The organism is Stutzerimonas nosocomialis, assembly GCF_005876855.1.
GTDB classification, from domain to species: Bacteria; Pseudomonadota; Gammaproteobacteria; order Pseudomonadales; family Pseudomonadaceae; genus Stutzerimonas; species Stutzerimonas nosocomialis.
Genome location: NZ_QLAE01000028.1, coordinates 39,242 through 64,166 on the forward strand (window position 1 = coordinate 39,242; position 24,925 = coordinate 64,166).

A 24,925-nucleotide genomic window follows, 5' to 3' on the forward strand; every position below is an offset into this window, starting at 1 on the left:
CCGGCGCGAGGGCGCATTCTAGGCAGCCTGCCCGGGCGATGCAATGCGCAAGGCACAGCCTCGCGCCTCGCGCCAGAGACCCGCTGCCGCAGCGCGATGATGCGTCAGCGGGTAGGTTCAGAGCACCTCGTTGGCCACCGTGTCGACCGCGGCCTTGGCGATCCCGACGATCTCGTCGGCCTGGGCCTGGCTCAGCACCAGCGGCGGAGCGAAGCCGAGGATATCCCCATGGGGCATGGCGCGGGCGATCATGCCGCGCTCGAGGCAGGCCGCCGAAACCTTCGGACCGACTTTCAGGGCCGGATCGAACGGCGTACGGGTCTCACGGTCGGCCATGAACTCGATCGCCGCGAGCATGCCGTCGCCGCGCACCTCGCCCACCAGCGGATGGCCTTCGAAGGTCTGGCGCAGCTGGCGGTTGAGGTAGGCCCCGACCTCGGCGGCGTTGGCGGTGAGGTTCTCCCGCTCGAGGATATCCAGGTTGGCCAGCGCGGCGGCCGCGCAGATCGGGTGGCCCGAGTAGGTCCAGCCGTGGCCCATGGCGCCATCGCGGGCCGAGGCCGAATCGATCACGTCCCAGACCTTCTCACCGACGATCACCGCCGACAACGGCGCGTAGGCGCTGGTCAGGCCCTTGGCGGTGGTGATCAGGTCCGGACGCATGCCGTAGCGCTGGCTGCCCATGCGATCGCCCAGCCGGCCGAAGGCGCAGACCACCTCGTCGGCGATCAGGAGAATGTCGTATTTGGCCAGCACCGCCTGGATCCCCTCCCAGTAGCCGGCCGGCGGTACGATGATGCCGCCGGTGCCCATCACCGGCTCGCCGATGAAGGCGGCCACGGTGTCCGGCCCCTCGGCCTGGATCAGCCGCTCGAGGTCCTCGACGCAGTGGCGCACGAAGGCCGCCTCGTCCATCCCGGCCGGCGCCTTGTAGAAGTGCGGGCAGGCGGCGTGCTTGATGTCCGGCGCCGGCAGGTCGAAGTGCTGGTGGAAGCTGGCCAGTCCGGTGAGGCTGCCGGTCATGATTCCCGAGCCGTGGTAGCCGCGCTGGCGGGAGATGATCTTTTTCTTCTGCGGGCGCCCGAGCACGTTGTTGTAGTAGCGCACCAGCTTGATCTGGGTCTCGTTGGCGTCGGAGCCGGACATGCCGTAGTAGACCTTCTTCATGCCCTGCGGCGCCCAGCCGATGACGCGCGTCGACAGCTCGATGATCGCCTCGCTCGAATGACCCACGTAGGTGTGGTAGTAGGCCAGCTCCTTGGCCTGCCTGTAGATCGCCTCGGCGATTTCGTCACGCCCGTAGCCGACGTTGACGCAGTACAGCCCGGCGAAGGCGTCGAGGTATTCGCGGCCCTGGTGATCGCGGATGTGCACACCGCTGCCGCCGGTGATGATCTTGCCCGGCAGCGCGCCGCTCGCATGGTCATGGGCGTGGGTGGACGGGTGCATGAAGTGGGCGCGGTCCTGTTCGAACAGGCTTTCAAGGTGGCTCATGGGCTTCTCCAGTGGCGGTGTGGAAGGAGCGGATCGCAGGTCCGCTCCCAACCCTCTCCTGCGGGAAAGGGGCGATTCGATCGTTGCGTTCACGCCGGGTAGCGCTGCCCCGAGGGATGGATGCAGACGTACTGGGTCTCGACGAAGGGCTCGAAGCCCTCGCTACCTCCCTCTCGGCCCAGCCCCGAGGCTTTCATGCCGCCGAAGGGAATCGGGTGGCCGGTGAACTTGGTGCCGTTGACCGCGACCATCGCATGCTCGAGCCGCCGCACCAGCCGGTGGACCACGTCCAGCCGGTTCGAGCAGAGGTAGGCCGCCAGCCCGTATTCGGTGTCGTTGGCCATGGCCAGCGCCTGGTCGAGATCGTCGAAGGGCAGCACGCCGGCGATGGGCGCGAAGTTTTCCTCGCGGTAGATGCGCATCTCGGGCGTGACGGCGGCCAGCAGAGTCGGCTGCCAGAACCAGCCGCCAAGGGCATGTGGCTCGCCACCGGCGAGCAGCCGGGCGCCCTTCTCCAGGGCATCGGCGACCCGCTCGGCGGTGGCATCGAAGGCCGCCTGGTGCATCAGCGGACCGATCTGGCTGCGTTCATCGAGCCCGGGGCCGACACGCAACCCACGGATCGCCTGGGCGAAGCGCTGCAGGAAGGCCTCGTAGACAGACCGCTCGACGAGAATACGGTTGGCGGCGCAGCAGTCCTGGCCGGAGGTCTGGAACTTGGCGTCCAGCGCCACCTGCACGGCGTGGTCGAGGTTGGCGTCGGCGCAGACGATGAAGGGCGCGTTGCCGCCCAGCTCCAGCGCGAGCTTCTTCACCCCTGGCGCCGCGGCGGCGGCCACCAGCCGACCGACCCGGGTCGAACCGGTGAAGCTGACGGAGCGCACCCGCGGATCCTGCACCAGGGTCTCCATGGCCATCTGCGGCTCGCCGAGCACCACGTTGAACACCCCGGCGGGCATCCCCGCCTCCTCGGCCAGCTGCGCCAGGGCGAAGGCCGAATAGGGCGTTTCATGCGCCGGCTTGACCACCACCGTGCAACCGGCTGCCAGCGCCGCCGCGGCCTTGCGGGTGATCATCGCCGAAGGGAAGTTCCAGGGTGTGATCAGGGCGCAGACACCGACCGGCAGCTTGAAAGTGGCCAGCTCGGCACCGGGAATGTGGCTGGGGATGGTCTGGCCATGCAGACGCCGCGCTTCCTCGGCGAACCAGGGAATGAAGCTCGCGGCGTAGCGGATCTCGCCGCGCGCCTCGGCCAGCGGCTTGCCCTGCTCCTGGCTGAGAACCCAGGCCAGGTCCTCCTCGTGCTCAAGGATCAGCTCGGCCCAACGGCGCAGCAGCGTCGCGCGGCTGTCCAGACTCCGCTCCCGCCAGCTGGCAAAGGCGCGCTGCGCCGCGTCGACCGCGGCGAGGATCTGCTCGCGCCCGAGCAGCGGCACGTGGCCGATGACCTGCTGATTCGCCGGATTCTGCACGGCGATGCTGGCACCGTCCTGGCTATGGACCCAATGACCGTCGACATAGCAGAGCGACTTGAACAACAGGGGATGTTTGAGCGGCATAACGACGTCTCCGGCCGTGTGGCATGAGAGACATCCTAGGGAAGGGCCGCTTGGATTTTTTCCCGTAGCGCGGTGGGGCGCTGGAGGTTCTTTCTGTTTGTCAGGGGTGAAACGGGAAAAGGGCGGAAGGCTGGAAGGCTGGAAGGCTGCGTAGGGTGGACAACGCTCTGCTTGTCCACCGAACTTCGATGTACCCCAGGGCCGGCGGTGAATAAAGACAGCGCCGTTTTCCACCCTACGCTAGAGAAGAACGGGATGGTGAGCCCGCCTTCGTCCAGCCTTCCAGCCTCCAGCGCTCTTATCGGCTTTTACGCTTACACCGTGGCGGTGCTTCGCTGGCCCTGCAGCAAGCGCACAATGACGTTCAGCAGCATGCCGTAGAGCGGCACGAACAGCGCCAGGCTGATGATCAGCTTGATCACGTAGTCGACACTGGCGATTTCCACCCAGTTCGCTGCCATGAAGGGGTCGTCGCTGTGCCAGAAGGCGATGGAGAAGAACACGAATGTGTCCAGCAGGTTGCCGAAGACCGTGGAAGCACTGGGCGCGACCCACCATTGGCGCAGCCGACGCAGCCGATCGAATACTTGGATATCGATAATCTGGCCAAGCGCGTAAGCGAGGAAGCTGGCCACCGCAATGCGGAACACGAACAGATTGAACTCACCGAGCGCCGCCAGACCGCCAAATACGCCCTGGTGGAACAGCACCGAGACCACGTAGGAGGCCACCAGCGCCGGGATCATTACCCGGGCGATCACCCGCCGCGCAGGACCCTTGCCGAGCAAGCGCACGGTCAGGTCGGTGGCCAGGAAGATAAACGGAAAGCTGAACGCGCCCCAGGTGGTGTGCCAGCCGAACAGGGTCATCGGCAGCTGCACCAGGTAATTGCTGGTGATGATGATGAGGATGTGGAAAGCGATCAGGCCGGCCAGCGTGGCGCGGCGGACCGACGAAGGGATCTGCAGCATGGCATGTCCTTTTTGGGGGTGATGGGGTGAGGGAACCCATTGCCCCGCCGGGAGGCCGGGGCGGCGCGCATTCTAGCCTTGCCGCGATGGACCGGCCAGGGCTTTCGTCGCTCAGATCCTGGCCAGGACTGGCTCGGGCGTATTCAACCGCAGGCTGAGACCAAGCTCGTTGAACGCCCATTGGCACCCCGGGGCCGCCAATGGACGGGCGATGCCTGACCGGCTAGCCGATCAGCCTGAAGAACACGAGCAGCAGCACGCATGACACGCCAATGAAAGGCAACAGCAGCAGCTGGAAGAACAACCGCCCCCGCTCCGCCTCGCTCTGTACGCCGGCCAGGGCCAGGGCACCTGCGGAAGAGAAGGGCGAGAAACCGGTCATCGAGGCGCAAAGCATGATTACCGCCAGCAGCAGCGTCTCGCTGGTGCCGGTCTGCGCTGCCAGGCTCGGCGCCATGGGGAACAGCGTCGGCATCACCACACCGAGCGTGCTCGAGAAGAAGCTCATCAGGCTCGCGGAAATACCGGTCGCATAGGGGACGTTGGTGGCACTGACATGCGTGGCCAGCCACTGCGACAGTGCACTGATGGTCCCGGCTTTAACCGCTACCGCAATGAGCATGCCCATGCCGCAGAGCAGCACGATGATCGCCCACGGGACCTTGGCCAGCGCGTCCTTTTCGTTCCCGACACGAAGGACCAGCGCCAGCACGATACCGATGATGGAGACGAAGGTGGCATCCATCCGCGAGGCGATCGTGCCCAGCAAGGCGACCGAGGGCATCGCGGCGGCGAGCACGCTTGGCAACACGATGGCGGCGATGACGGCCAGGATCAGCGCCAGCGTGCGCCGCTGTGCGGGGTCCAGCGGCTCCGGCGGTTCGCTGTCCAGATGGCGGGTGCGGTATCCCTTGAGCAGCACGTAGGCCGCGAGAAACATCACCGTGTTGACGACAAAGGCGTCGATCAGCAGCACGTGCGTATGGTTCGCCGCGGTCACCACATCGTAGCCGGCGTTCTCGAGAATGCCCTGGGTGACCCGACCGCCCATGCTGATGGGCACGAAGGTCGTGGCCATGCCGCCACAGACGACAATGATCGCCCCCAGCACCCGGCTCATTCCGGTGCGCGCCGCGACCGACATCACCAGCGGGGAAAGAAAGACGAACACCGCGTAGTGTCCTGGTCCCACTCCGGAAATCAGCATTACCAGGCCATACAGGGCGAAGGGAATCATCGCCGGCATGCGCCGCGCCATGTAGACGGTGCGGTGGGAAACCTTGTCCAGCGTGCCGTTGCTGATGGCGAAGCCGAAGAAGAAGGTGATGGCGAAAATGATGAAGAACAGATTGATCGGCCAGAAGCCCAGCAGCTCCTTGCTGCTCAGCCCCATCACCAACACCGAGATGATGTAGGCAAACCCCATGGCCAGCAGGCCGATGTTGATGTTCAGCCAGTAGCCGATGCCAATGGATGACAGGATGGCCAGAATGATGATGATCGTTAGCACGTGCGTGCCCCTTTTGTTATTGGAATAGGGAGTTGAAACGCGGCGATGCCACGACCAGCCGCGCGCTATGACGCGCCGGAACCCGCCGCGTCGGAAATGGCCTTGGTGCTGTCGAGATCCGACCTGGTCAAAGCCCCCTGACCGGCTCGAACAACCACGGCGTTCGCTGCTGCCGCTGCTGCTCGTATCGCTCGATCATGGCGGCACGCTCGAGAGTCAGGTCGATATCGTCGAGTCCTTCGATCAGGCAATGCTTGCTATGGCTGTCGATTTCGAAGCCCCATTGCTGCTCGCCGCAACGAACCTGCTGCTTCGGCAGATCAACCTGCATTCTCAGCCCAAGCGTTTGCTCCACCTGAACGAAGAGCGAATCGACGACCTCGGGTGCCAGGCGGATGGGCAGGACGCCGTTCTTCAGGCAGTTGTTGAAGAAAATGTCGGCGAAGCGGGTGCCGAGCAGCACGCGAAAGCCGAACTCCTCGATCGCCCAGACCGCATGCTCGCGGCTCGAGCCGCAACCGAAGTTATCCCGGCAGAGCAGGACCTGAGCACCCTGGTAGCGAGGCTGGTTGAGCGAAAACTCCGGATTCAGCGGCCGGTTGCCGCAGTCGGCACCTGGCACGCCTTCATCGAGGTAGCGCCAGCTATCGAACAGGTTCTGCCCGAACCCGGTACGCCGGATCGACTTCATGAACTGCTTGGGCATGATCGCGTCGGTGTCGACGTCGCGCCTGTCCAGTGGAACGACCAGCCCGTCAAGCGTGGTGAATGGTTGCATGAGCCGACTCCCTCAACAGTTGCGCACGTCTACGAAATGCCCGGCGATGGCGGCGGCGGCCGCCATCGCCGGGCTGACCAGATGGGATCGACCACCGGCGCCCTGGCGACCTTCGAAATTGCGGTTGGACGTGGAGGCGCAGCGTTCGCCGGGCTGCAGCCGATCGTCGTTCATCCCTAAGCACATGGAGCAACCCGGCTCGCGCCACTCGAACCCGGCGTCGACGAAGATCCGGTCCAGGCCTTCGGCCTCGGCCTGCGCCTTGACCATCCCGGAGCCGGGAACGACCAGTGCCTGGCGAATGCCGGGGGCCACCCGCTGCCCTTTCACCACCGAGGCGGCGATGCGCAGGTCCTCAATCCGGGCATTGGTGCAGGAGCCGATGAAGACCTTGTCCAGGCGGATATCGCTGATCGCCATGCCCGGACAGAGATCCATGTAGTACAGCGCTCGGGTGTAGCTCTCCCTGCGCAGCGGCTCGACGTCCTCGGGGTGGGGTACGCGCCCGTCGATCGTGCAGGACATGTCCGGCGAGGTGCCCCAAGTGACGAACGGCTGGATGCTTTCCGCCGAGATGGCCAGTTCGCGATCGAAACGCGCGCCTTCGTCGCTGACGAATTCGCGCCAGTAGGCCTGCGCCTGCTCCCAGGCGTCGCCCGACGGCGCGGCCGCGCGGCCTTTCAGATAATCGATGGTGGTCTGGTCGACGCCGACCAAGCCGACCCTGGCACCCGCCTCGATGGACATGTTGCACAGGGTCATGCGCGCCTCCATCGACAGCGATTCGATGGTGTCGCCGGCGAACTCGATGGCATGGCCGGCGCAGCCCGACGCGCCCAGCCGGGCGATGATGCCCAGGGCCAGATCCTTGGACGAGACGCCCTTGCCGAGGGTGCCGCTGACGGTGATGCGCAGCGTCTTGAGCGGACGCATGCGCAGGCACTGGCTCGCCAGCAGGTGCTCGATGTCCGAGGTCCCGATGCCAAACGCCAGCGCACCAAAGGCACCGTGCGTACTGGTATGGGAATCGCCGCAGGCGATGGTCATGCCGGGCTGGGTAACGCCCAGCTCCGGCGCGATGACGTGCAGGATGCCCTGGCGCGCGTCATCCATGCCGTAATGGGTGATACCCAGCGCCTGGCAGTTGTTCGCCAGGGCGCGAACCTGCACCAGCGCCAGCTCGTCGGAGATGCCCTGCGCGCGCATCAGGGTGGGTACGTTGTGATCTGCGGCCGCAAGCACCGCATCGACCCGCCAGGGCTTGCGGCCACGACGCGCCAGGCCTTCGAAGGCCTGGGGGCTGGTCACTTCGTTGACCAGATGGCGATCGATGTAGATGAGTGCTTCGCCATCGTCCAGATCGATGACTCTGTGGCTATCCCACAGCTTCTGAAAGAGCGTTTTGGCCTCGGCCATTGTCGCCTCCTTATCATTGTTTGGAGGCAATGTAGGGGCGCTCGCGCAGAACTGCATAGAAATGAATTGCGAGTCCGCCATCGCGTTTCGCGATGGCAAGCGTCAAGAGGAAGGGTCAGAGTTTGCCTTGCAGGTGATCGACCAGCAGGCGGGCGGCCACTGGAAGCGCGGCGTAATCGCGCACGCAGAGCTTGAGTTCGCGATAGGTCCAGGTCTCGTCCATCTCGACCACCGCGAGCGCCAACTGGTTGGCGTGGTGTCTGGCCACCTGTCTCGGCAGCAGCGCTAACCCGAGCCCAGCATCGACCATCAGGCACAGCACGTCATAGCTAGCCACGTGCATCCGGACATGCCACGGGCGCGCCAGCTCGTTGGCGGCCGCCGCCATCATGATCGACAGGGCGCTGTCGGCGCGCATGCCTACATACGGGTAATCGAGCGTGTCCCGAAAGCGGACTTTCGGTCTTCCCGCCAGAACATGGTCGGCCTGTGTGATCAGCATCAGCTGATCGCGCCGGTAGGGGCGCACCTCCAGATCCACCGGCAGACTGCCGTAGCTGAAGATGCCGATGTCGACCGAATTGCTGGCCACGGCCTGCAGCGTGCGTGTGCTGACGCTTTCCTCCAGGTGGATGTTCACCTGCGGGTAGCGTGCGGAGAAGGCCTTGAGGTCGCCGGGCAGGAACTGCGAAAGCGAAGAGATGTTGGCGGCGATCCGGACGTCGCCGCGAACGCCGAGCCGATAGTCCTCCATCTGTGACTCGATCTGCTCCAGGCTGCGCAACGCGGCGCGCGCAGGACCTAGCAACGCCAACCCGGCGGCAGTGGGCACTACGCCCTTGTTGGTGCGGATCAACAGCTGCGTGCCGAGGGTTCCTTCCAGCTCACCGAGCCGCTTGCTCACTGCCGCCGCGGCAATGTGTTCGCTATTGGCCGCCGCAGCGATACGGCCTTCTTCTACCACCCGGATGAAGAGCTTGAGGGAGATCGGGTCAAGGGCCAAGGCTGGTTCTCCGGTGGGCGAACGAAGCCGCGATCATGCCCGAATCTCGTGCCGGCGGCGCTACTCGTATGCCTCGGCCGGCAGAAGGTCTTCGTCCGTCTTCACCGTCTTGGTGACGATGTAGGTGAAATAGCGCTCGATGCCGATGTCTTCGAGCAGTAGCTGGTCGATGAAACGCTGGTAGTGGTCGATGTCGCGCGCGCGGATCATCGCCAGGTAATCGACGCCCCCTCCGGTGGCGTAGCAGAAGGCGACCTCCGGGGCTTCGGCCAGGCGTTGCTCGAAGCGGCGCATGTCCTGGGCGGTGTGGCGCGCCAGGGTGATTTCCACCAGCACCTGCTGGGTCTTGAACAGCATCGCCCAGTCGATCCGGGCGCGATAACCCTGGATCAGCCCGGCCGCCTCGAGCTTGCGTACCCGTTCCCAGGCCGGCGTCACCGACAGGTTGATCGCCTCGGCCAGGGCGGACTTGGTGATGCGCCCGTCCTCGCCGAGGATGCGCAGGATCTTCAGGTCGTAGCGGTCGAGCTTGTGCATCACGGGTGCCCTCGATCGAAGGTGCCACGGAGGGTGAACCCGCAGGCGTACGCCATCAGCCCAGCACCTCGGCGACGACCGCCAGGGTATCGCCGACCTGGACGCGTCCCGGGAAGTGCCGGGCCGCCAGCAGCCCGCCGCGCCGGGCGCGATATTCGGTCGGCGGAACCCCGGTGCGGCTCAGGCTGTGCACCCGGGCGATGACGTCTCCGGCCGCGACCGTATCGCCCAGGTCCCGGCACATCTCCAGCAGGCCGGCGTCCTCGCTGGTGACGAAACAGTCGCCGTCGGGCATGTCGAGCTTCACCGAGTCGCTGGCCTGCAGCTCACCGGCCAACAGCCCGAAGTGGATCAAGAGGTTGCGTACGCCGCGTTCGGCGATCGCCAGGCTCCGGGCCGTGCTGCTGCCCCCGCCGCCAAGCTCGGTGGTGACGAACACCTTGCCCTGTTGTTCGGCGGCGCTGTCGTACATGCCCACCGCATCGAGCTCGAGCATCTGCATGCAGTAGGGCGCGCCAAAGGCCCGCATGCCGGCTTCGCAGCGCGCCTGCTGGGCCTTGTCGGGCAGCAGGTGGCAGGCGGCGAACGGCAGGAAATCCAGGGTCCGCCCGCCGGAATGGATGTCCAGCACCAAGTCGGCCATCGGCAGCAGGGTGCGCTGGAAATAGTCGGCGATCTTTTCCGTCACGCTGCCGTCGGGCCGTCCCGGAAAGCTGCGGTTGAGGTTGCCGCGATCGATCGGCGAGGTGCGGGTGCCGGCCTGCACCGCGGGCAGGTTCATGAACGGGACGATGATGACCCGCCCCTGCAATTGGTCGACGTCCAGCTCGCGCGCCAGCTTGGTCAGGGCCAGGGGCCCCTCGTATTCATCACCGTGGTTACCGCCGGTGAACAGCGCGGTGGGGCCGGCGCCGTTCTTCACCACGGTCAGGGGAATCATGATCGCGCCCCAGGCGGAGTCGTCCCGCGAATAGGGCAGTTTGAGAAAGCCGTGCTGCACCCCGTCGCGGTCGAAGTCCACGGTGGGGCTGATGGGGTTGTCGCGCAATGCGGTCATCGATGGCATCCAGCATCAGGGGCGGACGCAGGTTCGTCCGCCCGGGTCAATGGCAGGGGGCAGATGCGCGCCGGGCATCTCCCTCCCCGCAACGGGTGGTACAGGCTCAGTCCTTGACGAACAGCTTGCGTGGCGCCCTGCAGAACGTCTCGGCGCCGGTGTCGGTGATCAACAGGCTCTCGGTGATTTCCAGCCCCCAGTCCTCCATCCACAGCCCCGGCATGAAGTGGAAGGTCATGCCGGGCTGCAGCACGCTTTCATCGCTGCGCCGCAGGCTCATGGTGCGCTCGCCCCAGTCCGGCGGATAACTCAGGCCGATGGGGTAGCCGCAGCGGCTGTCCTTGTGGATGCCGGACTTCTCCAGCACGTTGAACAGCGCGGCGGCGACCTGGCCGGTGGTGTTGCCGGGCTTGGCCACCTCCAGGCCGGCGGCGATGCCCTCGAGCACCGCCTGCTCGGCATCGAGGAAGTGCTGCGGCGGCTTGCCGAGGTAGATGGTGCGCGACAGCGGGCAGTGGTAGCGCTTGTAGCAGCCGGCGATCTCGAAGAAGGTGCCCGCACCGCGCTCGAACGGCGTGTCGTCCCAGGTCAGGTGCGGCGCGCTGGCGTCGGCCCCGGTGGGCAGCAGCGGGACGATGGCCGGGTAGTCGCCGCCATGGCCTTCCACCCCGCAGATCCCGGTGCGGTAGATCTCGGCGACCAGTTCGTTCTTGCGCAAGCCGGGTTCGATACGCTCGTAGATCGCCTCGTGCATGCGGTCGACGATGCGCGCGGCGACGCGCATGTACTCGATTTCCTTGGGCGACTTGATCGCCCGCTGCCAGTTGACCAGCCCGGTCGCGTCGCACCAGCGCACGCAGGGCAGGTGCCGGCGCAGCGACCCGTAGGCCGCGGCGCTGAAGTAGTAGTTGTCCAGCTCGACGCCGATGCCGAGGCGTTCCCAGCCGCGGGCGACGATGACTTCCAGGGACAGGTAGTCCATCGGATGACGCACCCGCGACTGCACGTAGTGATCCGGGTAACCGATGATGTCGGCATCACCCATGAAGGCGGTGCGACGCGCGCCGTTGGCATCCTGGCCTCGGCCGAACCAGACCGGATCGCCTTCGAGCGGCAGCAGCACACACTGGTGGACATAGAAGGACCAGCCGTCATAGCCGGTCAGCCAGGCCATGTTCGACGGGTCGGTGACGATCAGCAGCTCGATGCCCTGCGCTTCCATGGCCTTGCGGGTCTTGGCGATGCGCGTGGCATATTCCTCCCGGCTGAACGGGAGATTGACGACGATTTCGGACATGCAACTGCCCTCGTGTATGGCTCGATAATGGGGTTACGGCGTTGGCAGTGAGAACCCGGGCGCCTGCCGCTGGCACCTAGGAAGAAAACGCGAAACCCTTTCCGAGCGCTTGCGCGCGCGCAAAGGCGAAGCTGGCGATGGCGGTGTCCTGCGCACCGGTGCCGGTCAGATCGCACAGGGTGACCTGCTGCGGCGAGGTGCGGCCGGGGTGCTCTTCGGCAATTACCCGTCCCAGCTCGGTGAATCCGTTCTCGTCGCTGACGCAGCCGGCTTCCAGCGCGTGGTGCAGTTCGCCGAGCAGACGGGTCTGGCTCAGGCGGTCGGCGACGTAGAGATCGACCGCGGCCAGCACGGCCGGGGCGATTTCGTTCTTGTGTTCGGCATCCGACCCCATCGCGGTGATGTGCAGCCCTGGACGCAGGTGACGCGCCTCGATCAGCGGCTCGCGACTCGGCGTGGTGGTCAGGGCGATGTCGGCATCGGCCAGCGCCTCGTCGATGCTCGAACAGACGCGGGCCTCGAGCCCTTCGATCTCGGCAGCGAAGGCGGTGGCCCTGCCGGCGTCGCGCGCCCAGATACGCACCTCGCGGACGTCACGCACCAGGCGCAGGGCGGCGAGCTGCAGGCGCGCCTGCTCGCCGGCACCGAGAATCGCGACGCAGCGGGCATCTTCCCGGGCCAGCCACTTGGCAGCCAGCGCGCCGGCGGCGGCGGTACGCACCGCGGTCAGGTAGCCGTTGTCGAGCAGCAGCGCCTCGAGCAGACCGGTCTGCGCCGAGAGCAGCATCATCATGCCGTTGAGGCTCGGCAGGCCGCGCCTGGGGTTGTCGAAGAAGCCTGGGCTGACCTTGATCGCGAAGTGCGGAATGCCCGGCAGGTAGGCGGTCTTCACGTCCACCTCGCCGTTATGCTCGGGGATGTCCAGACGCAGGATCGGCGGCATCGCCACCGCCGCGGTGGCCAGCAGCGCGAAGGCCTGCTCCACGGCCTCCAGGCTGTCGTGGTCGAGCCCGACGCAGGCGCGCAGGTCGGATTCATTGAGCAGAACGACAGTGGCCATGGTGTCCCTCCGAATCGCTGTCCGGCGCGCCGAAATCAGCTGTTCTCGCCGTTGATCACCCGCAGGTGCTGTTGAATGTCGATGTTGCGCCCGCTGATCACCACGACCACCGGACCGCGCGGCTCGATCAGCCCTTCGAGCAGGGCCGAGATGCCCACTGCGGCGGCGCCTTCGATCACCAGTCGCTCCTCGTGGTAGGCGTGGCGGATGCCAGCGGCGATCGCCGGCTCGTCGAGCAGGTGCAGCGCGTCGCAGAGCGAGCGGGTCATGCCGAAGGTGAAGCGGTTGTGCAGGCCGATGCCGCCGCCCAGCGAGTCGGCCAGGGTCGGCAGCTCCTCGACCTCGACCGGATGGCCGGCCTGGAGGCTGGCGTGCATCGCGGCGCCGCGGCGCATGCTGATGCCGTGCACGCGGATCTGGTCGCGTGCGCTCTTGAGCGCCAACGCCACACCGGCGAGCAGGCCGCCGCCGGACAGCGGCACCAGCACCTCGGCGACCTCCGGGCACTGTTCCAGGATTTCCAGCCCGAGGGTGCCCTGGCCGGCGACGATGTGCGGATGATCGAACGGCGGCAGGTAGGTGGCCCCCTCCTCGGCGGCCAGGCGCAGCGCCATCGCCTCGGCGGCGTCCTGGCTGTCGCCGCAGATGCGCACCTGGGCGCCGAGCGCACGAATCGCCTCGACCTTGTTCGCCGGCACCAGGCGCGACAGGCATACGGTGGCCCTGACGCCCTGTTGCGCGGCGGCATGGGCCAAGGCCCGGCCGTGGTTGCCCGTCGAGGCGGTGACCACCCCGCCACGGCGAGCCTCGGCCGAAAGCTGCGCCACGGCGTTGACCGCACCGCGCAGCTTGAAGCTGCCGGTGGCCTGCTGCGATTCGAGCTTGAGCCACACCGGCACGCCGAGCCGCTGCGAAAGACTCGCCGAGTGTTCTAGCGGGGTCACCCGGACATGCTCGCCGATGTGCTGGCGGGCGGCCCGGATCGCGTCTGGCTGGAGGGTTTGCATGGCCCGAGGGTCTTCCCGTGAGGTCCGATTTCGGGCGAGTGTAAAAGTGCGTCGCACAATCGCCGAATGTACTAGGACGCTATTTTTTCACGGGCATGGCAATCGCCCCGATGCCCCCTAACAAAAGGGCTTTCGCTAGAAATCCTGGTGGATGTGGGGGTACTGCTCGAAGACTTCCCGCACCGCCTGCAAGCCCTGGCGCATCTGGGCTTCGCTGCACTCGGCGCCCACGCACAGGCGCATCGCCCGTGGACGCGGCGCGCCGGGCGGCATGAACGGGTCGGGCAGCGTCAGGGCGATCTGCCGCTGGCGCAGCTCACGCTGCAGCATGTCGGCCTCCCAGTAATCGGGTACCCGCAGCCAGGCATTGAGCGAGTAGACGTGGTTGCGCAGCAGATGCTCGCCCAACTCCTGTTCGACCATCGCCTGCCGGTTGGCCAGCAGCTGACGCTGCAGCTGCACCAGCGCCTCGGCCTGCCCGCCTTCGATCCAGCGCGTGGCGATTTCGCCGAGCAGCGGCGTGGCCATCCAGCTGTTGACCCGCAGGATGCTCTCGGTGCGCAACGCCAGGCGTTTGGGCATCGCCAGATAGCCCAGGCGCAAGCCGGAAAGCACCGACTTGGTCATGCTGGTGCAATAGAAGGACAGCTCCGGCAGGTAGTGGCTGATCGGCCGCGCCTTCTGCTGGCCAGCCAGCAGCGGACCGTAGACGTCGTCCTCGATCACGTGCACGCCGTACTGCCGGGCAATGGCGGCGATCTCCCGGCGACGGGCGTCGGGCATCACGCAACTGGTGGGGTTGTTCAGGTTCGGCGTGCAGACCAGGGCGGTGATCCGCTCGTTGGCGCAGAGGTCCTCGAAATGCTCGGGATCGATCCCGTCGCCATCCATTTCCAGCCCGCGCAGGGTGAAGCCCAGCACCTGCGAGGCGCCGATCACGCCATGGTCGGACAGCCCGGCGCAGAGCACCACGTCATCGGGGCCGGCGAGGGACGCCAGGGCCAGGAAGATGCCGTGGGAGGCGCCGTTGGTCAGCAGCAGGTCACGGCTTTCGACCGCAAGACCCAGGTGCGCGAGCCAGCCGACGGCGACTTCGCGATGCCGCTCGAACCCTGCGATCGGACGGAAGGCACGCATCCAGGGCTGTTCGGCTTCGCCGGCCAGCTCCAGGCAGGTCTCCTGCCAGAGGCGATCGTGCTCGAGCGTGTGGACGATGCGGGCACTGGAAAAGTCCAGCAGCTCGCCCTCGCTGTCGAGCATCGAGGTGGCGACCCGCTCGCTGGTGCGCCGGGAAACGAAGCTGCCGCGTCCCACCTCGCAGCGCACCAGTCCCTGGCGCTCGAGCTCTTTGTAGGCGTTGGTCACCGTCTGCATGCTGATGCCCAGCGCACTGGCGATCTGGCGCTGGGGCGGCAAGCGCTGGCCGTCGCCGAGCCGGCCCTGTTCGATGTCGGCGACGATCGCGTGAACCAGCCGCTTGTATTTGGTCTCGCCGCAACGTGCCGCCGATAGGGCCTGTTTCCAGTGCTGCATGACCGCCTCTTCGTCCGCTTGACCGATGCAAGCATCCCCTGCCCTTGGCGCCAACTCTATTGTCCTAGTGCAATCGAATGACGAAACGCCCTTTTGTATGCTCGAACCCAGGTTGGAACAATCACGACAGAATCCAATAAAAATCCATACCTGGGGTTTCCAACCTCTTCGCTCTTGATTACTGCCTCCTATGAAAGCGCGTTCCACCCAGGGGTGGATGACAATAAGCTAGGAGATACAACGATGAGCAGCGCCACAGGCACCACTCCCCTCGCTCGGCTGGCGATCGCCTGCTCGATGCTCTGCGCCACCCTCGCCAGCGGCCTGGTCATGGCCGATACCCTGGACAAGGTCAAGGCCAGCAGCAGCGTGCGCATCGGCTACGCCAACGAGACCCCCTTCGCCTATACCGAACTCGACGGCAAGGTGACCGGCGAATCCCCGGAAATCGTCCGCAAGGTCTTCGACCGGCTCGGCGTCGAGACCATCAAGCCGGTGCTCACCGAATGGGGCTCGCTGATTCCCGGCCTCGGCGCCGGCCGCTTCGACCTGATCGCCGCGGGCATGTACATCACCCCCGAACGCTGCAAGCAGGTTCTCTTCACCGACCCGCATTACCAGCTGCCCGACACCCTGCTGGTGGCCAAGGGCAATCCCAGGCAGCTCGGCAGCTACGAAGACATCGCCGCCAACCCCGAGGTGAAGGTGGCGATCATGGCCGGCACCGTCAACCTCGGCTATGCCCGCAGCGCCGGTATCACCGATGCGCAGATACTCCAGGTCCCCGACACCACCGCGCAGCTGCAGGCGGTACGCAGCGGCCGCGCCGACGCCGCGGTCGGCACGCAGCTGACCATGAAGGGTCTTGCCGACAAGGGCGGTGATCGTGTCGAAGCCATTTCCGACTTCAAGGACGATCCGGCCCACACCGGCTACGGCGCCCTGGCGTTCCGTCCGCAGGACAAGGCCCTGCGCGATGCGGTCAACGACCAGCTCAAGGAGTGGCTGGGCAGCGACGATCACCTGGCGACGATCGAGCCGTTCGGCTTCGACCGCTCCAACCTGACCGACAAGACCGCCGCAGAGCTCTGCGGCCAGTAAGGCCCGAAACGGCAGCCGCCGCGCGAGACCTCCGGCGGCGGCCTGCCTGTACCCCGCGGACCGCATCGGGACCCTTATGAACGAATTGATTCCCCTGTTGCTGCAGGGCGCCTGGATGACCCTGCAGGTCACTTTCTGGGGCTCGCTGCTGGCGATTGTCTCGGCCATCCTGGGCGCGCTGGGCCGGCTCTCGCCCATTGCACCAGTACGCTGGCTGGCGGTGACCTATATCGAGCTGTTTCGCGGTACCTCGTTGCTGGTGCAGCTGTTCTGGCTGTACTTCGTGCTGCCGATGCCGCCATTCAACATCGAACTCAGCGCCTTCAGCGTGGCGGTGATCGGCCTGGGCCTGCACATCGGCGCGTACGGCGCCGAGGTCATGCGAGGCGCCATCCGCTCGGTACACAAGGGCCAGTACGAGGCCTGCGTGGCACTGAACATGACCCCGGTCCGGCGCTTCTATCGGATCGTGCTGCCCCAAGCCTTGCTGGCGGCGATTCCCCCCGGGACCAACCTGCTGATCGAGTTGCTCAAGAACACCTCCCTGGTGTCGCTGATCACGCTGTCGGACCTGACGTTCCGTGCCCGTCAGCTGGACCAGGCGACCTTCATGACCCTGGAGATATTCGCCCTGACCCTGGTGCTCTATTTCGTCATGGCCCAGGCGATCAACCTGGCCATGCGCCTGCTCGATCGTCGGCTCAGTCGCGGCCGCATGCGCGGGGGGATGTCATGAAGCTGTTCGACTGGGATTTCGCGCTCGCCATTCTGCCCGACCTGCTGCGCGCCTCGCTCAACACGCTGTACATCACCGCCGTCGGGTTCGCCATCGCCCTGGTCCTCGGCCTGCTGCTGGCGATCGCACGGCGCAGTCGCCTGGCGGTGTTTTCCTGGCCGGCCACCGGGCTGATCGAATTCATTCGCAGCACGCCGTTGCTGATCCAGGTGTACTTCCTGTTCTACGTGTTCCCCAACTACGGGATCAGCCTCACCGCGCTGCAGGCCGGCATCATCGGTATCGCGCTGCACTATGCCTGCTACACGGCCGAGGTCTACCGCGCCGGCCTCGATGCGGTGCCGCGCGGCCAGTGGGAAGCGGTCACGGCGCTGAACATGAAGCCGCTGACGGCCTACCGCGACGTGATCCTGCCGCAGGCGCTACGCCCGGTATTGCCGGCACTGGGCAATTATCTGGTGGCGATGCTCAAGGACACGCCCGTGCTGTCGGCGATCACCGTCGTCGAGCTGATGCAGCAGGCCAAGAACATCGGTTCGGAAAGCTTCCGCTACCTCGAACCCATCACCCTGGTCGGCCTGTTCTTTCTGGCGGTCAGCCTCATCCTGGCCTGGTTCGTGCGGCGCCTCGAAGCGCGCATGGAACACGCCCCGCGCTGACCGCGCGATTGCCCGAGGAGTTTCCCCATGCCCCGCCCCATCGTTCGCTTCACCGATGTCACCAAGCGCTATGGCAACCTCACGGTGCTCGATAACCTGAACCTCAGCGTCGAAGCGGGGGAAAAGGTGGCGATCATCGGACCCAGCGGCTCCGGCAAATCCACCCTGCTGCGCGCCCTGATGACGCTCGAGCAGATCGACGACGGCCTGATTGTCGTCGACGACGAGCCCCTGACCCACATGCCCAACCGCTCCGGTCGGCTGGTACCGGCCAGCGCGCGGCACCAGCGGCGCGTGCGCGGCAAGATCGGCATGGTGTTCCAGAGCTTCAACCTGTTTCCCCACATGAGCGCGCTGCAGAACGTCATGGAAGCGCCGGTCCAGGTGCTGGGCATGAACAAGCAGGAAGCCGGCGAACGGGCGCGCGAGCTGCTGGATCTGGTGGGCCTGGGCGACAAGCACCAGCATTACCCGTCGCAGCTCTCAGGCGGCCAGCAACAGCGTGTGGCCATCGCTCGGGCACTGGCCATGCGGCCGAAGGTGATGCTGTTCGACGAGGTGACCTCGGCGCTGGACCCGGAGCTGTGCGGTGAGGTGCTGGGGGTGATCCGCAAGCTGGGCGCCGAGCACAACCTGACGATGCTGATGGTGACGCACCAGATGGGCTTCGCCCGGGAATTCGCCGACCGCGTGTGCTTCTTCCACAAGGGCAACATCCATGAGCAGGGAACGCCGGCCGAGCTGTTCGGCCATCCCCGCCAGGAGAGAACCCAGGCCTTTCTCAGTGCGGTCAACGAAGCGCACTGAGCGCCGAGTCACTCGCGGTTGACGAAGCGCAGGCCGACGCCTTCGGCGTCCACCCGCATCACTTCCATCTCCAGTACCGGCGCCTCGATCGGCAGGTCCTGCACCTGCCCGGTCACCCGCTCGCCGACGCCCAGCGCGATTAGCTCAGGGTGGCGGACATAGACTCCGCCATCGGAAAGATCGCGGGTCTGCCCCAGCACCTCGCCGAACGAGGGGTGGCTGATCTTGATTCGGCATTTCATCGCGGTCCGTGGATATTGCCGTTTGCTCATGTCCGTCCTTTGGTTTGGCTGGGGGTTGGCGTTAGTACCAGCGGGCCTCGCCCGGTGGTCGCTTCTTGAAGCGCTTCATGGTCCACATGTACTGGGTCGGCCATTGCCGTACATAACGCTCGACCACGCCGCTCATGGCCGCGACCGCGGTGGTGACGTCCTCGCTGTACATCTCCTGCGGCGCGGCTTCGATGATCACCTTGTAGCCCGACCCGTCCTCCAGGCGCAACGCGTGGAGGAAGACCCCGAGCGCCTTGCCTCCGGCGAGCATGCCGGGGACGAATTTGCTGGTCAGCGCCTGGGTGGCGCAGAAGGGCACGAACACGCCGCTGGATTCGGCCGGCTCGGGATCGGCCGGGATACCCACCGCCTCCCCGCGCCTGACCGCCTTGATCACGCTGAGGATGCCTTCGCGCGTCGAGGGCGCGACCCGGTTGCCGAGCTGGACGCGCTGCTTCTGCAGCAGCTCGTCCACCGCCTTGAGCTTGGGCGGCCGGTAGAAGATGATCGGGTTGCACTGCGCGCAGTAGAAGTGATTGAGCACTTCCCAGTTGCCCAGGTGGCTGGTGATGCCCACCACGCCCTTGCCCGATGCCAGCGCGGCCTGCAACACCTCCAGCCCCTCGACTTCCTTGACCAGGTCGATGGACTTCTGCGCCGGCCAGATCCAGGCGCAGGCGCTCTCGGTAAAGCTCTTGCCGATTCCGCGCAGGCTTTCGCGCAGCAGTTTCTCCTGCTCGTCCGCGCTCAGCTCGGGGAAGCACTTGCGCAGGTTGATCCGCGCCACTTCGCGGGAACGGTTGGGCAGCTTGTACATCAGCCAGCCGATGAAATCGCCGAGCCGCTGCACCGCGCCCCATGGCAGCAACGCGAGCAGTCGCAGACACCCGACCGCAACGGCACCTTTGAGCTTTTCCAACAGGAGAACTCCCGACAATCAAACACCTAGTGTAACTGCTCGGTGCGGGCGCAGGTCAGCGGCCGCTGCTCAGAACGGCGTAGCGATCACAGTCCCGGGTATGGTCCATGACCATCCCGGCGGCCTGCATGTAGGCGTAGCAGATGGTCGGCCCGACGAAGCTGAAGCCGGCCTTCTTCAGCGCCTTGCTCATGGCCACCGCCTGCTCGCTCACCGCTGGCACCTGATCGCGGCGCTCGAAGTGGTTGATCCATGGCGCACCGCCGACGAAGCTCCACAGCCAGCCGGACGGGTCTTCGAGCTCCAGCCAGCGCCGCGCATTGGTGCGCGCCGCCTCGAGCTTGCGCCGGTTGCGGATGATGCCCGGATCCAGCATCAGGGCGTCGATCTGCGCATCGCTCATGCGCGCCAGCTGCGCCGGGTCGAAGCCGAACAGCACCTCGCGGTAGCGCTCGCGCTTCTTCAGCACGGTGATCCAGGACAGGCCCGCCTGGAAGGCTTCGAGCAGCAGCAGTTCGAACAGCCGCTCGGGGTCGCGCTGGGGCACGCCCCACTCGTTGTCGTGGTAGTGCTGGTAGAGGGGATCGTCGGTACACCAGGCGCAGCGGGGCATGGCATTTCTCGGGCAGTCAGGCGGCTGGGCGGCGACCGCGGGCACGATCCTCCCGGCGGTACGGCAGTGGATTCGGTTATACTCCGAGGCTTTCTGTCGAAGCCCAGCACAGGTGAAATTTTGACCCAGCCTACGCCTGCCGTGCGCACCTTCCAAGACCTGATCCTCGCCCTGCAAAGCTACTGGGCGGAACAGGGTTGCGTGGTCCTGCAGCCCTACGACATGGAGATGGGCGCCGGTACCTTCCACACCGCCACCTTCCTGCGGGCGATCGGTCCGGAAACCTGGAACGCCGCCTATGTCCAGCCTTCGCGCCGCCCGGCCGACGGCCGCTACGGCGAGAACCCCAACCGCCTGCAGCACTACTACCAGTTCCAGGTGGTGCTCAAGCCCAACCCGGAGAACATCCAGGACCTTTACCTGGGTTCGCTGCGCCGCATCGGCGTCGACACCTCGGTGCACGACGTACGTTTCGTCGAGGACAACTGGGAGTCGCCGACCCTGGGCGCCTGGGGCCTGGGCTGGGAAGTCTGGCTCAACGGCATGGAAGTCACCCAGTTCACCTATTTCCAGCAGGTCGGTGGCCTGGAGTGCTACCCGGTCACTGGCGAGATCACCTACGGTCTGGAACGCCTGGCGATGTACCTGCAGGGCGTCGACTCGGTCTACGACCTGATCTGGACCGACGGCCCGTTCGGCACCGTCACCTATGGCGACGTCTTCCACCAGAACGAGGTGGAACAGTCCACCTACAACTTCGAGCACGCCAACGTGCCGAAGCTGTTCGAACTCTTCGACTTCTATGAAAGCGAGGCCAACCGGCTGATCGAGCTGGAGCTGCCGCTGCCGACCTACGAGATGGTCCTCAAGGCCTCGCACACCTTCAACCTGCTCGATGCGCGCCGCGCCATCTCGGTGACCGAGCGCCAGCGCTACATCCTGCGCGTGCGCGCCCTGGCCCGTTCCGTGGCGCAGAGTTACCTGCAGGCACGCGGCAAGCTCGGCTTCCCGATGGCTGCTCCGGCGTTGCGCGATGAAGTACTGGCCAAGCTGAAGGAGGCCGAATGATGAACGCTCAGGATTTCCTGGTTGAACTGGGTACCGAAGAGCTGCCTCCCAAGGCGCTGAAGAAACTCGCCGATGCCTTCCTGGCCGGCATCGAAAGCGGACTGCGCGAAGCCGGCTTGAACTACGCCGCTGCCCGCGCCTATGCCGCGCCGCGCCGCCTGGCGGTCGTCGTCGAGCAGCTCGCCACCGAACAGCCCGATCGCAGCGTCAACCTCGACGGCCCGCCGTTGCAGGCCGCCTTCGACGCCGAGGGCAAGCCGACCCAGGCCGCGCTGGGCTTCGCCCGCAAGTGCGGCGTCGATCTCTCGGAAGTCGACACCAGCGGCCCGAAGCTGCGCTTCAGCCGCAGCATTCCCGGCCAGCCTGCCCGCGACCTGCTGCCCGGCATCGTCGAGCAGTCCCTCGCCGCGCTGCCGATTCCCAAGCGCATGCGCTGGGCGGCGCGCAAGGACGAATTCGTCCGCCCGACCCAGTGGCTGGTGATGCTGCTCGGCGATCAGGTCGTACCCTGCGAGATCCTGGCGCAGACGACCGGCCGTGAATCGCGCGGCCATCGCTTCCATCATCCCGAAGCGGTGCGCATCTCGAGCCCGTCGAGCTACCTGGACGAGCTGCGCAGCGCCCATGTGATCGCCGATTTCGCCGAACGCCGGCAGCTGATCGGCAAGCGGGTTGCCGAACTCGCCGCCGAGCACCAGGGCCGCGCCATCGTGCCCAGCGAGCTGCTCGACGAAGTCACCGCCCTGGTCGAATGGCCGGTGCCGCTGGTGTGCTCGTTCGAGGAGCGCTTCCTCGCCGTGCCCCAGGAAGCCCTGATCTCCACCATGCAGGACAACCAGAAGTACTTCTGCCTGCTCGACGCCGACGGCAAGCTGCTGCCGCGCTTCATCACCGTGGCCAACATCGAGAGCCTGGACCCCCGGCAGATCATCGCCGGCAACGAGAAAGTCGTGCGCCCGCGCCTGACCGATGCCGAGTTCTTCTTCAAGCAGGACAAGAAGCAGCCGCTCGAGCGCTTCAACGAGCGCCTGGCCAAGGTGGTGTTCCAGGCCCAGCTCGGATCGGTGTTCGACAAGGCCGAGCGCGTTTCCCGCCTCGCCGCCTTCATCGCCGAGCGCATCGGCGGTGATCGCCAGCGGGCGGCGCGTGCCGGCCTGCTGTCCAAGTGCGACCTGGCCACCGAGATGGTCGGCGAATTCCCCGAGATGCAGGGCATCGCCGGCTACTACTACGCGCTGAACGACAACGAACCCGAAGACGTCGCCCTGGCACTGAACGAGCAGTACATGCCGCGCGGCGCCGGCGCCGAGCTGCCGAGCACCCTGACCGGCGCGGCCGTGGCGGTCGCCGACAAGCTCGATACCCTGGTCGGCATCTTCGGCATCGGCATGCTGCCCACCGGCAGCAAGGACCCCTACGCGCTGCGCCGCGCCGCCCTCGGCGTGCTGCGCATCCTCATCGAAAAGGACCTCGATCTGGATCTGGTGCAGGCCGTGCGCTTCTCCATCGGCCAGTTCGGCGACAAGGTCAACAGCGCAGGGCTGGCTGACCAGGTGCTGGAGTTCATCTTCGACCGCCTGCGTGCGCGCTACGAGGACGAAGGCATCGACGTGTCGTCCTACCTCGCGGTACGTGCCGTGCAGCCCGGTTCGGCGCTGGACTTCGACCAGCGCGTGCAGGCGGTCCAGGCCTTCCGCCGGCTACCCGAAGCCGAAGCGCTCGCCGCGGTGAACAAGCGCGTCTCGAACCTGCTGAGCAAGTTCGAAAGCAAGCTGCCCGAGGCGGTGGAGCCGCGCTATTTCGACAACGCGACCGAGTTTTCGCTGTATTCGGCCATCCAGCAGGCCGAACACGCCGTGCTGCCCCTGGGCGCCGAGCGGCGTTACCGCGAAGCGCTGGAACGCCTGGCGCTGTTGCGCGAGCCGGTCGATGCGTTCTTCGAGGCGGTACTGGTGAACGCCGAGGATGCTTCCGTGCGCGCCAACCGCTATGCACTGCTGGCCCGACTCAGAGGACTGTTCCTTGGCGTCGCCGATATTTCCGCGCTGGGTTAAAACCTTGAAGCTGATCGTTCTCGACCGCGACGGGGTGATCAACCAGGACTCCGACGACTTCGTCAAAACGACGGAGGAATGGATCCCCATTCCCGGTTCGCTGGAAGCCATCGGTCGGCTGTGCCGTGCCGGCTGGACGGTCGCCGTGGCGACCAACCAGTCGGGGCTGGCACGCGGGCTGTTCGATGCCTCGGTTCTGAGTGACATGCATTTCAAGATGCAGTGCCTGACCATGGACCACGGCGGGCGCATCGACCTGATCGTCCACTGCCCCCATGGCCCGGACGACGGCTGTGACTGCCGCAAGCCTCAGCCAGGGCTGTTCCGGCGCATCGCCGACCATTTCAAGCTGCCCGACCTGTCGGGCGTGCCGGTGGTCGGCGACAGCCACCGCGACCTGCACGCCGGCATGCTGCTGGGCGGCGTGCCTTACCTGGTCAGGACCGGCAAGGGGCAGCGCACGCTGCAGAGTCCCCTGCCGCCTGGCACCCAGGTGTTCGACGACCTTTCCGCCGTTGCGGATCATCTGATCGGGAAGAAGACGCGATGAGCTTCGTGCAGTCTCTGCGTACAGCCGTGTTCTACCTGCTGCTGGCCTCCAGCGCCTTCGTCTGGTGCCTGGTCAGCATGGTCTGCGCGCCGTTCATGCCCTTCCGCGCCCGCTACCGCTTCGTGGTCCAGACCTGGTGCCGCAGCGCCATCTGGCTGGCCAGGGTAGTAGCCGGTATCCGCTACGAAGTCAGCGGTCAGGAGAACATCCCGACGCAACCTTGCGTGATCCTGGCCAAGCACCAGAGCACCTGGGAGACGTTCTTCCTCTCGGCCTACTTCGAGCCGCTGAGCCAGGTGCTCAAGCGTGAGCTGCTCTTCGTGCCCTTCTTCGGCTGGGCCATCGCGCTGCTCAAGCCAATCGCCATCGACCGCGACAATCCCAAGGCGGCCCTCCGCCAGCTGGCCAAGCAGGGCGACGAGCGTCTCAAGCAGGGCGTCTGGGTGCTGATCTTCCCGGAGGGCACCCGGGTGCCGGTGGGCCAGCCCGGTAAGTTCTCCCGCGGTGGCGCAGCGTTGGCCGCCAATGCCGGCTTGCCCGTGCTGCCGATCGCCCACAACGCCGGCTCCTTCTGGCCGAAAGCCGGCTGGGCCAAGCACCCCGGCACCATCCAGGTGGTGATCGGTCCGGCGCTGCACGCCGAGGGTGAAGGCCCGCGCGCGATCGCAGCACTCAACCAGCGCGCCGAGGACTGGATCAACCAGCAGGTCGCCCAGCTCGAAGGCGTTTCGTCCGAAGCGGTCGCCAGCGCCTGAGACCTTCGGGCCAATGAAAAAGGGGCAGACTCAGGTCTGCCCCTTTTTGTTTGCCTCCGCCTTTATACCGAATGGCGGATCAGGTGATCGAAGGCCCCCAGCGAGGCCTTGGCGCCCTCGCCCACGGCGATCACGATCTGCTTGTACGGCACCGTGGTGACGTCACCGG

Annotated in this window: 25 protein-coding genes; 8 read left to right on the forward strand and 17 right to left on the reverse strand. The window is 66.1% G+C overall.

Annotated elements, in window-relative coordinates; translation table 11 throughout:
• Positions 1 to 117: 117 nt before the first annotated feature.
• From DN824_RS16445 to ehuR, 13 genes are all read right to left on the reverse strand, one after another.
• Positions 118 to 1,494, reverse strand: a complete 1,377-nt coding sequence (locus tag DN824_RS16445) for an aspartate aminotransferase family protein (RefSeq protein ID WP_138409489.1) — start codon at positions 1,492 to 1,494, stop codon at positions 118 to 120.
• Between the two features lie 89 nt (positions 1,495 to 1,583).
• Positions 1,584 to 3,053: an NAD-dependent succinate-semialdehyde dehydrogenase gene (locus DN824_RS16450; protein ID WP_138409490.1), complete on the reverse strand. Its 1,470-nt coding sequence runs from the start codon at positions 3,051 to 3,053 to the stop codon at positions 1,584 to 1,586.
• A gap of 314 nt (positions 3,054 to 3,367) precedes the next feature.
• On the reverse strand, positions 3,368 to 4,024 hold the full coding sequence (locus DN824_RS16455; protein WP_138409491.1) for a 7-cyano-7-deazaguanine/7-aminomethyl-7-deazaguanine transporter: 657 nt from the start codon (positions 4,022 to 4,024) through the stop codon (positions 3,368 to 3,370).
• Between the two features lie 223 nt (positions 4,025 to 4,247).
• Positions 4,248 to 5,534: an SLC13 family permease gene (locus DN824_RS16460; protein ID WP_174236530.1), complete on the reverse strand. Its 1,287-nt coding sequence runs from the start codon at positions 5,532 to 5,534 to the stop codon at positions 4,248 to 4,250.
• 127 nt (positions 5,535 to 5,661) lie between these two features.
• Positions 5,662 to 6,312, reverse strand: a complete 651-nt coding sequence (gene leuD / locus DN824_RS16465) for a 3-isopropylmalate dehydratase small subunit (RefSeq protein ID WP_138409492.1) — start codon at positions 6,310 to 6,312, stop codon at positions 5,662 to 5,664.
• Between the two features lie 12 nt (positions 6,313 to 6,324).
• A complete protein-coding gene (gene leuC, locus DN824_RS16470) occupies positions 6,325 to 7,728 on the reverse strand; it encodes a 3-isopropylmalate dehydratase large subunit (protein WP_138409493.1) in 1,404 nt (467 codons plus the stop codon).
• 115 nt (positions 7,729 to 7,843) lie between these two features.
• Complete coding sequence (locus DN824_RS16475; RefSeq protein ID WP_138409494.1) at positions 7,844 to 8,731, reverse strand: LysR substrate-binding domain-containing protein; 888 nt, start codon at positions 8,729 to 8,731, stop codon at positions 7,844 to 7,846.
• A 60-nt stretch (positions 8,732 to 8,791) separates the two neighbouring features.
• Positions 8,792 to 9,268 (reverse strand): Lrp/AsnC family transcriptional regulator, encoded by a 477-nt coding sequence (locus tag DN824_RS16480; RefSeq protein WP_138409495.1) that lies wholly within the window; start codon positions 9,266 to 9,268, stop codon positions 8,792 to 8,794.
• Positions 9,269 to 9,323: 55 nt separating this feature from the next.
• Positions 9,324 to 10,325: a N(2)-acetyl-L-2,4-diaminobutanoate deacetylase DoeB gene (doeB, locus tag DN824_RS16485; RefSeq protein WP_138409496.1), complete on the reverse strand. Its 1,002-nt coding sequence runs from the start codon at positions 10,323 to 10,325 to the stop codon at positions 9,324 to 9,326.
• 106 nt (positions 10,326 to 10,431) lie between these two features.
• A complete protein-coding gene (gene doeA, locus DN824_RS16490) occupies positions 10,432 to 11,622 on the reverse strand; it encodes an ectoine hydrolase DoeA (protein ID WP_138409497.1) in 1,191 nt (396 codons plus the stop codon).
• Positions 11,623 to 11,698: 76 nt separating this feature from the next.
• Positions 11,699 to 12,682, reverse strand: coding sequence for a cyclodeaminase (locus tag DN824_RS16495; protein WP_138409498.1), 984 nt, complete (start codon positions 12,680 to 12,682; stop codon positions 11,699 to 11,701).
• Positions 12,683 to 12,717: 35 nt separating this feature from the next.
• Positions 12,718 to 13,689: a hydroxyectoine utilization dehydratase EutB gene (eutB, locus tag DN824_RS16500; protein WP_138409499.1), complete on the reverse strand. Its 972-nt coding sequence runs from the start codon at positions 13,687 to 13,689 to the stop codon at positions 12,718 to 12,720.
• Between the two features lie 135 nt (positions 13,690 to 13,824).
• A complete protein-coding gene (gene ehuR, locus DN824_RS16505; protein WP_138409500.1) occupies positions 13,825 to 15,222 on the reverse strand; it encodes a MocR-like ectoine utilization transcription factor EhuR in 1,398 nt (465 codons plus the stop codon).
• A 243-nt stretch (positions 15,223 to 15,465) separates the two neighbouring features.
• On the opposite strand from ehuR, the gene ehuB reads away from it, so the two are divergent.
• From ehuB to ehuA, 4 genes are all read left to right on the forward strand, one after another.
• On the forward strand, positions 15,466 to 16,323 hold the full coding sequence (ehuB, locus tag DN824_RS16510) for an ectoine/hydroxyectoine ABC transporter substrate-binding protein EhuB (RefSeq protein WP_138409501.1): 858 nt from the start codon (positions 15,466 to 15,468) through the stop codon (positions 16,321 to 16,323).
• A 76-nt stretch (positions 16,324 to 16,399) separates the two neighbouring features.
• Positions 16,400 to 17,059 (forward strand): ectoine/hydroxyectoine ABC transporter permease subunit EhuC, encoded by a 660-nt coding sequence (gene ehuC / locus DN824_RS16515; protein ID WP_138409502.1) that lies wholly within the window; start codon positions 16,400 to 16,402, stop codon positions 17,057 to 17,059.
• Entirely contained in the window at positions 17,056 to 17,718 is a 663-nt protein-coding gene (ehuD, locus tag DN824_RS16520) for an ectoine/hydroxyectoine ABC transporter permease subunit EhuD (protein WP_138409503.1), read from the forward strand. Before ehuC ends, ehuD begins: the two co-directional genes overlap by 4 nt.
• A gap of 27 nt (positions 17,719 to 17,745) precedes the next feature.
• On the forward strand, positions 17,746 to 18,525 hold the full coding sequence (ehuA, locus tag DN824_RS16525; RefSeq protein ID WP_138409504.1) for an ectoine/hydroxyectoine ABC transporter ATP-binding protein EhuA: 780 nt from the start codon (positions 17,746 to 17,748) through the stop codon (positions 18,523 to 18,525).
• An 8-nt stretch (positions 18,526 to 18,533) separates the two neighbouring features.
• On the opposite strand, the gene DN824_RS16530 is transcribed toward ehuA, so the two are convergent.
• The 3 genes from DN824_RS16530 to DN824_RS16540 are packed head-to-tail and all read right to left on the reverse strand — an operon-like array spanning position 18,534 to position 20,329.
• Positions 18,534 to 18,797 (reverse strand): PilZ domain-containing protein, encoded by a 264-nt coding sequence (locus tag DN824_RS16530; protein WP_138409505.1) that lies wholly within the window; start codon positions 18,795 to 18,797, stop codon positions 18,534 to 18,536.
• Positions 18,798 to 18,828: 31 nt separating this feature from the next.
• Positions 18,829 to 19,716, reverse strand: a complete 888-nt coding sequence (locus DN824_RS16535) for a lysophospholipid acyltransferase (protein ID WP_138409506.1) — start codon at positions 19,714 to 19,716, stop codon at positions 18,829 to 18,831.
• Between the two features lie 55 nt (positions 19,717 to 19,771).
• On the reverse strand, positions 19,772 to 20,329 hold the full coding sequence (locus DN824_RS16540; protein WP_138409507.1) for a DNA-3-methyladenine glycosylase I: 558 nt from the start codon (positions 20,327 to 20,329) through the stop codon (positions 19,772 to 19,774).
• A 120-nt stretch (positions 20,330 to 20,449) separates the two neighbouring features.
• Here DN824_RS16540 and glyQ point away from each other — a divergent pair, with 120 nt between their 5' ends.
• The 4 genes from glyQ to DN824_RS16560 are packed head-to-tail and all read left to right on the forward strand — an operon-like array spanning position 20,450 to position 24,756.
• Complete coding sequence (glyQ, locus tag DN824_RS16545) at positions 20,450 to 21,397, forward strand: glycine--tRNA ligase subunit alpha (RefSeq protein WP_138409508.1); 948 nt, start codon at positions 20,450 to 20,452, stop codon at positions 21,395 to 21,397.
• Complete coding sequence (gene glyS / locus DN824_RS16550) at positions 21,397 to 23,451, forward strand: glycine--tRNA ligase subunit beta (RefSeq protein ID WP_138409509.1); 2,055 nt, start codon at positions 21,397 to 21,399, stop codon at positions 23,449 to 23,451. The genes glyQ and glyS overlap by 1 nt, the downstream gene beginning before the upstream one ends.
• A gap of 4 nt (positions 23,452 to 23,455) precedes the next feature.
• Positions 23,456 to 24,001: a D-glycero-beta-D-manno-heptose 1,7-bisphosphate 7-phosphatase gene (gene gmhB, locus DN824_RS16555; protein ID WP_138409510.1), complete on the forward strand. Its 546-nt coding sequence runs from the start codon at positions 23,456 to 23,458 to the stop codon at positions 23,999 to 24,001.
• Positions 23,998 to 24,756, forward strand: coding sequence for a lysophospholipid acyltransferase family protein (locus DN824_RS16560; protein ID WP_138409511.1), 759 nt, complete (start codon positions 23,998 to 24,000; stop codon positions 24,754 to 24,756). Before gmhB ends, DN824_RS16560 begins: the two co-directional genes overlap by 4 nt.
• Positions 24,757 to 24,818: 62 nt before the next feature.
• On the opposite strand, the gene DN824_RS22720 is transcribed toward DN824_RS16560, so the two are convergent.
• The coding region (locus DN824_RS22720; protein WP_241666721.1) for a hypothetical protein at positions 24,819 to 24,925 on the reverse strand (107 nt) is incomplete at its 5' end.

What these genes read in the sequence shown, in the direction of transcription:
- DN824_RS16445 (WP_138409489.1), bottom strand. Translation starts at nt 1,494, where the DNA reads ATGAGCCACCTTGAAAGCCTGTTCGAACAGGACCGCGCCCACTTCATG.
- DN824_RS16450 (WP_138409490.1), bottom strand. Translation starts at nt 3,053, where the DNA reads ATGCCGCTCAAACATCCCCTGTTGTTCAAGTCGCTCTGCTATGTCGAC.
- DN824_RS16455 (WP_138409491.1), bottom strand. Translation starts at nt 4,024, where the DNA reads ATGCTGCAGATCCCTTCGTCGGTCCGCCGCGCCACGCTGGCCGGCCTG.
- leuD (WP_138409492.1), bottom strand. Translation starts at nt 6,312, where the DNA reads ATGCAACCATTCACCACGCTTGACGGGCTGGTCGTTCCACTGGACAGG.
- leuC (WP_138409493.1), bottom strand. Translation starts at nt 7,728, where the DNA reads ATGGCCGAGGCCAAAACGCTCTTTCAGAAGCTGTGGGATAGCCACAGA.
- DN824_RS16480 (WP_138409495.1), bottom strand. Translation starts at nt 9,268, where the DNA reads ATGCACAAGCTCGACCGCTACGACCTGAAGATCCTGCGCATCCTCGGC.
- doeB (WP_138409496.1), bottom strand. Translation starts at nt 10,325, where the DNA reads ATGACCGCATTGCGCGACAACCCCATCAGCCCCACCGTGGACTTCGAC.
- doeA (WP_138409497.1), bottom strand. Translation starts at nt 11,622, where the DNA reads ATGTCCGAAATCGTCGTCAATCTCCCGTTCAGCCGGGAGGAATATGCC.
- DN824_RS16495 (WP_138409498.1), bottom strand. Translation starts at nt 12,682, where the DNA reads ATGGCCACTGTCGTTCTGCTCAATGAATCCGACCTGCGCGCCTGCGTC.
- eutB (WP_138409499.1), bottom strand. Translation starts at nt 13,689, where the DNA reads ATGCAAACCCTCCAGCCAGACGCGATCCGGGCCGCCCGCCAGCACATC.
- ehuR (WP_138409500.1), bottom strand. Translation starts at nt 15,222, where the DNA reads ATGCAGCACTGGAAACAGGCCCTATCGGCGGCACGTTGCGGCGAGACC.
- ehuB (WP_138409501.1), top strand. Translation starts at nt 15,466, where the DNA reads ATGAGCAGCGCCACAGGCACCACTCCCCTCGCTCGGCTGGCGATCGCC.
- ehuC (WP_138409502.1), top strand. Translation starts at nt 16,400, where the DNA reads ATGAACGAATTGATTCCCCTGTTGCTGCAGGGCGCCTGGATGACCCTG.
- ehuD (WP_138409503.1), top strand. Translation starts at nt 17,056, where the DNA reads ATGAAGCTGTTCGACTGGGATTTCGCGCTCGCCATTCTGCCCGACCTG.
- ehuA (WP_138409504.1), top strand. Translation starts at nt 17,746, where the DNA reads ATGCCCCGCCCCATCGTTCGCTTCACCGATGTCACCAAGCGCTATGGC.
- DN824_RS16530 (WP_138409505.1), bottom strand. Translation starts at nt 18,797, where the DNA reads ATGAGCAAACGGCAATATCCACGGACCGCGATGAAATGCCGAATCAAG.
- DN824_RS16540 (WP_138409507.1), bottom strand. Translation starts at nt 20,329, where the DNA reads ATGCCCCGCTGCGCCTGGTGTACCGACGATCCCCTCTACCAGCACTAC.
- glyS (WP_138409509.1), top strand. Translation starts at nt 21,397, where the DNA reads ATGAACGCTCAGGATTTCCTGGTTGAACTGGGTACCGAAGAGCTGCCT.
- DN824_RS16560 (WP_138409511.1), top strand. Translation starts at nt 23,998, where the DNA reads ATGAGCTTCGTGCAGTCTCTGCGTACAGCCGTGTTCTACCTGCTGCTG.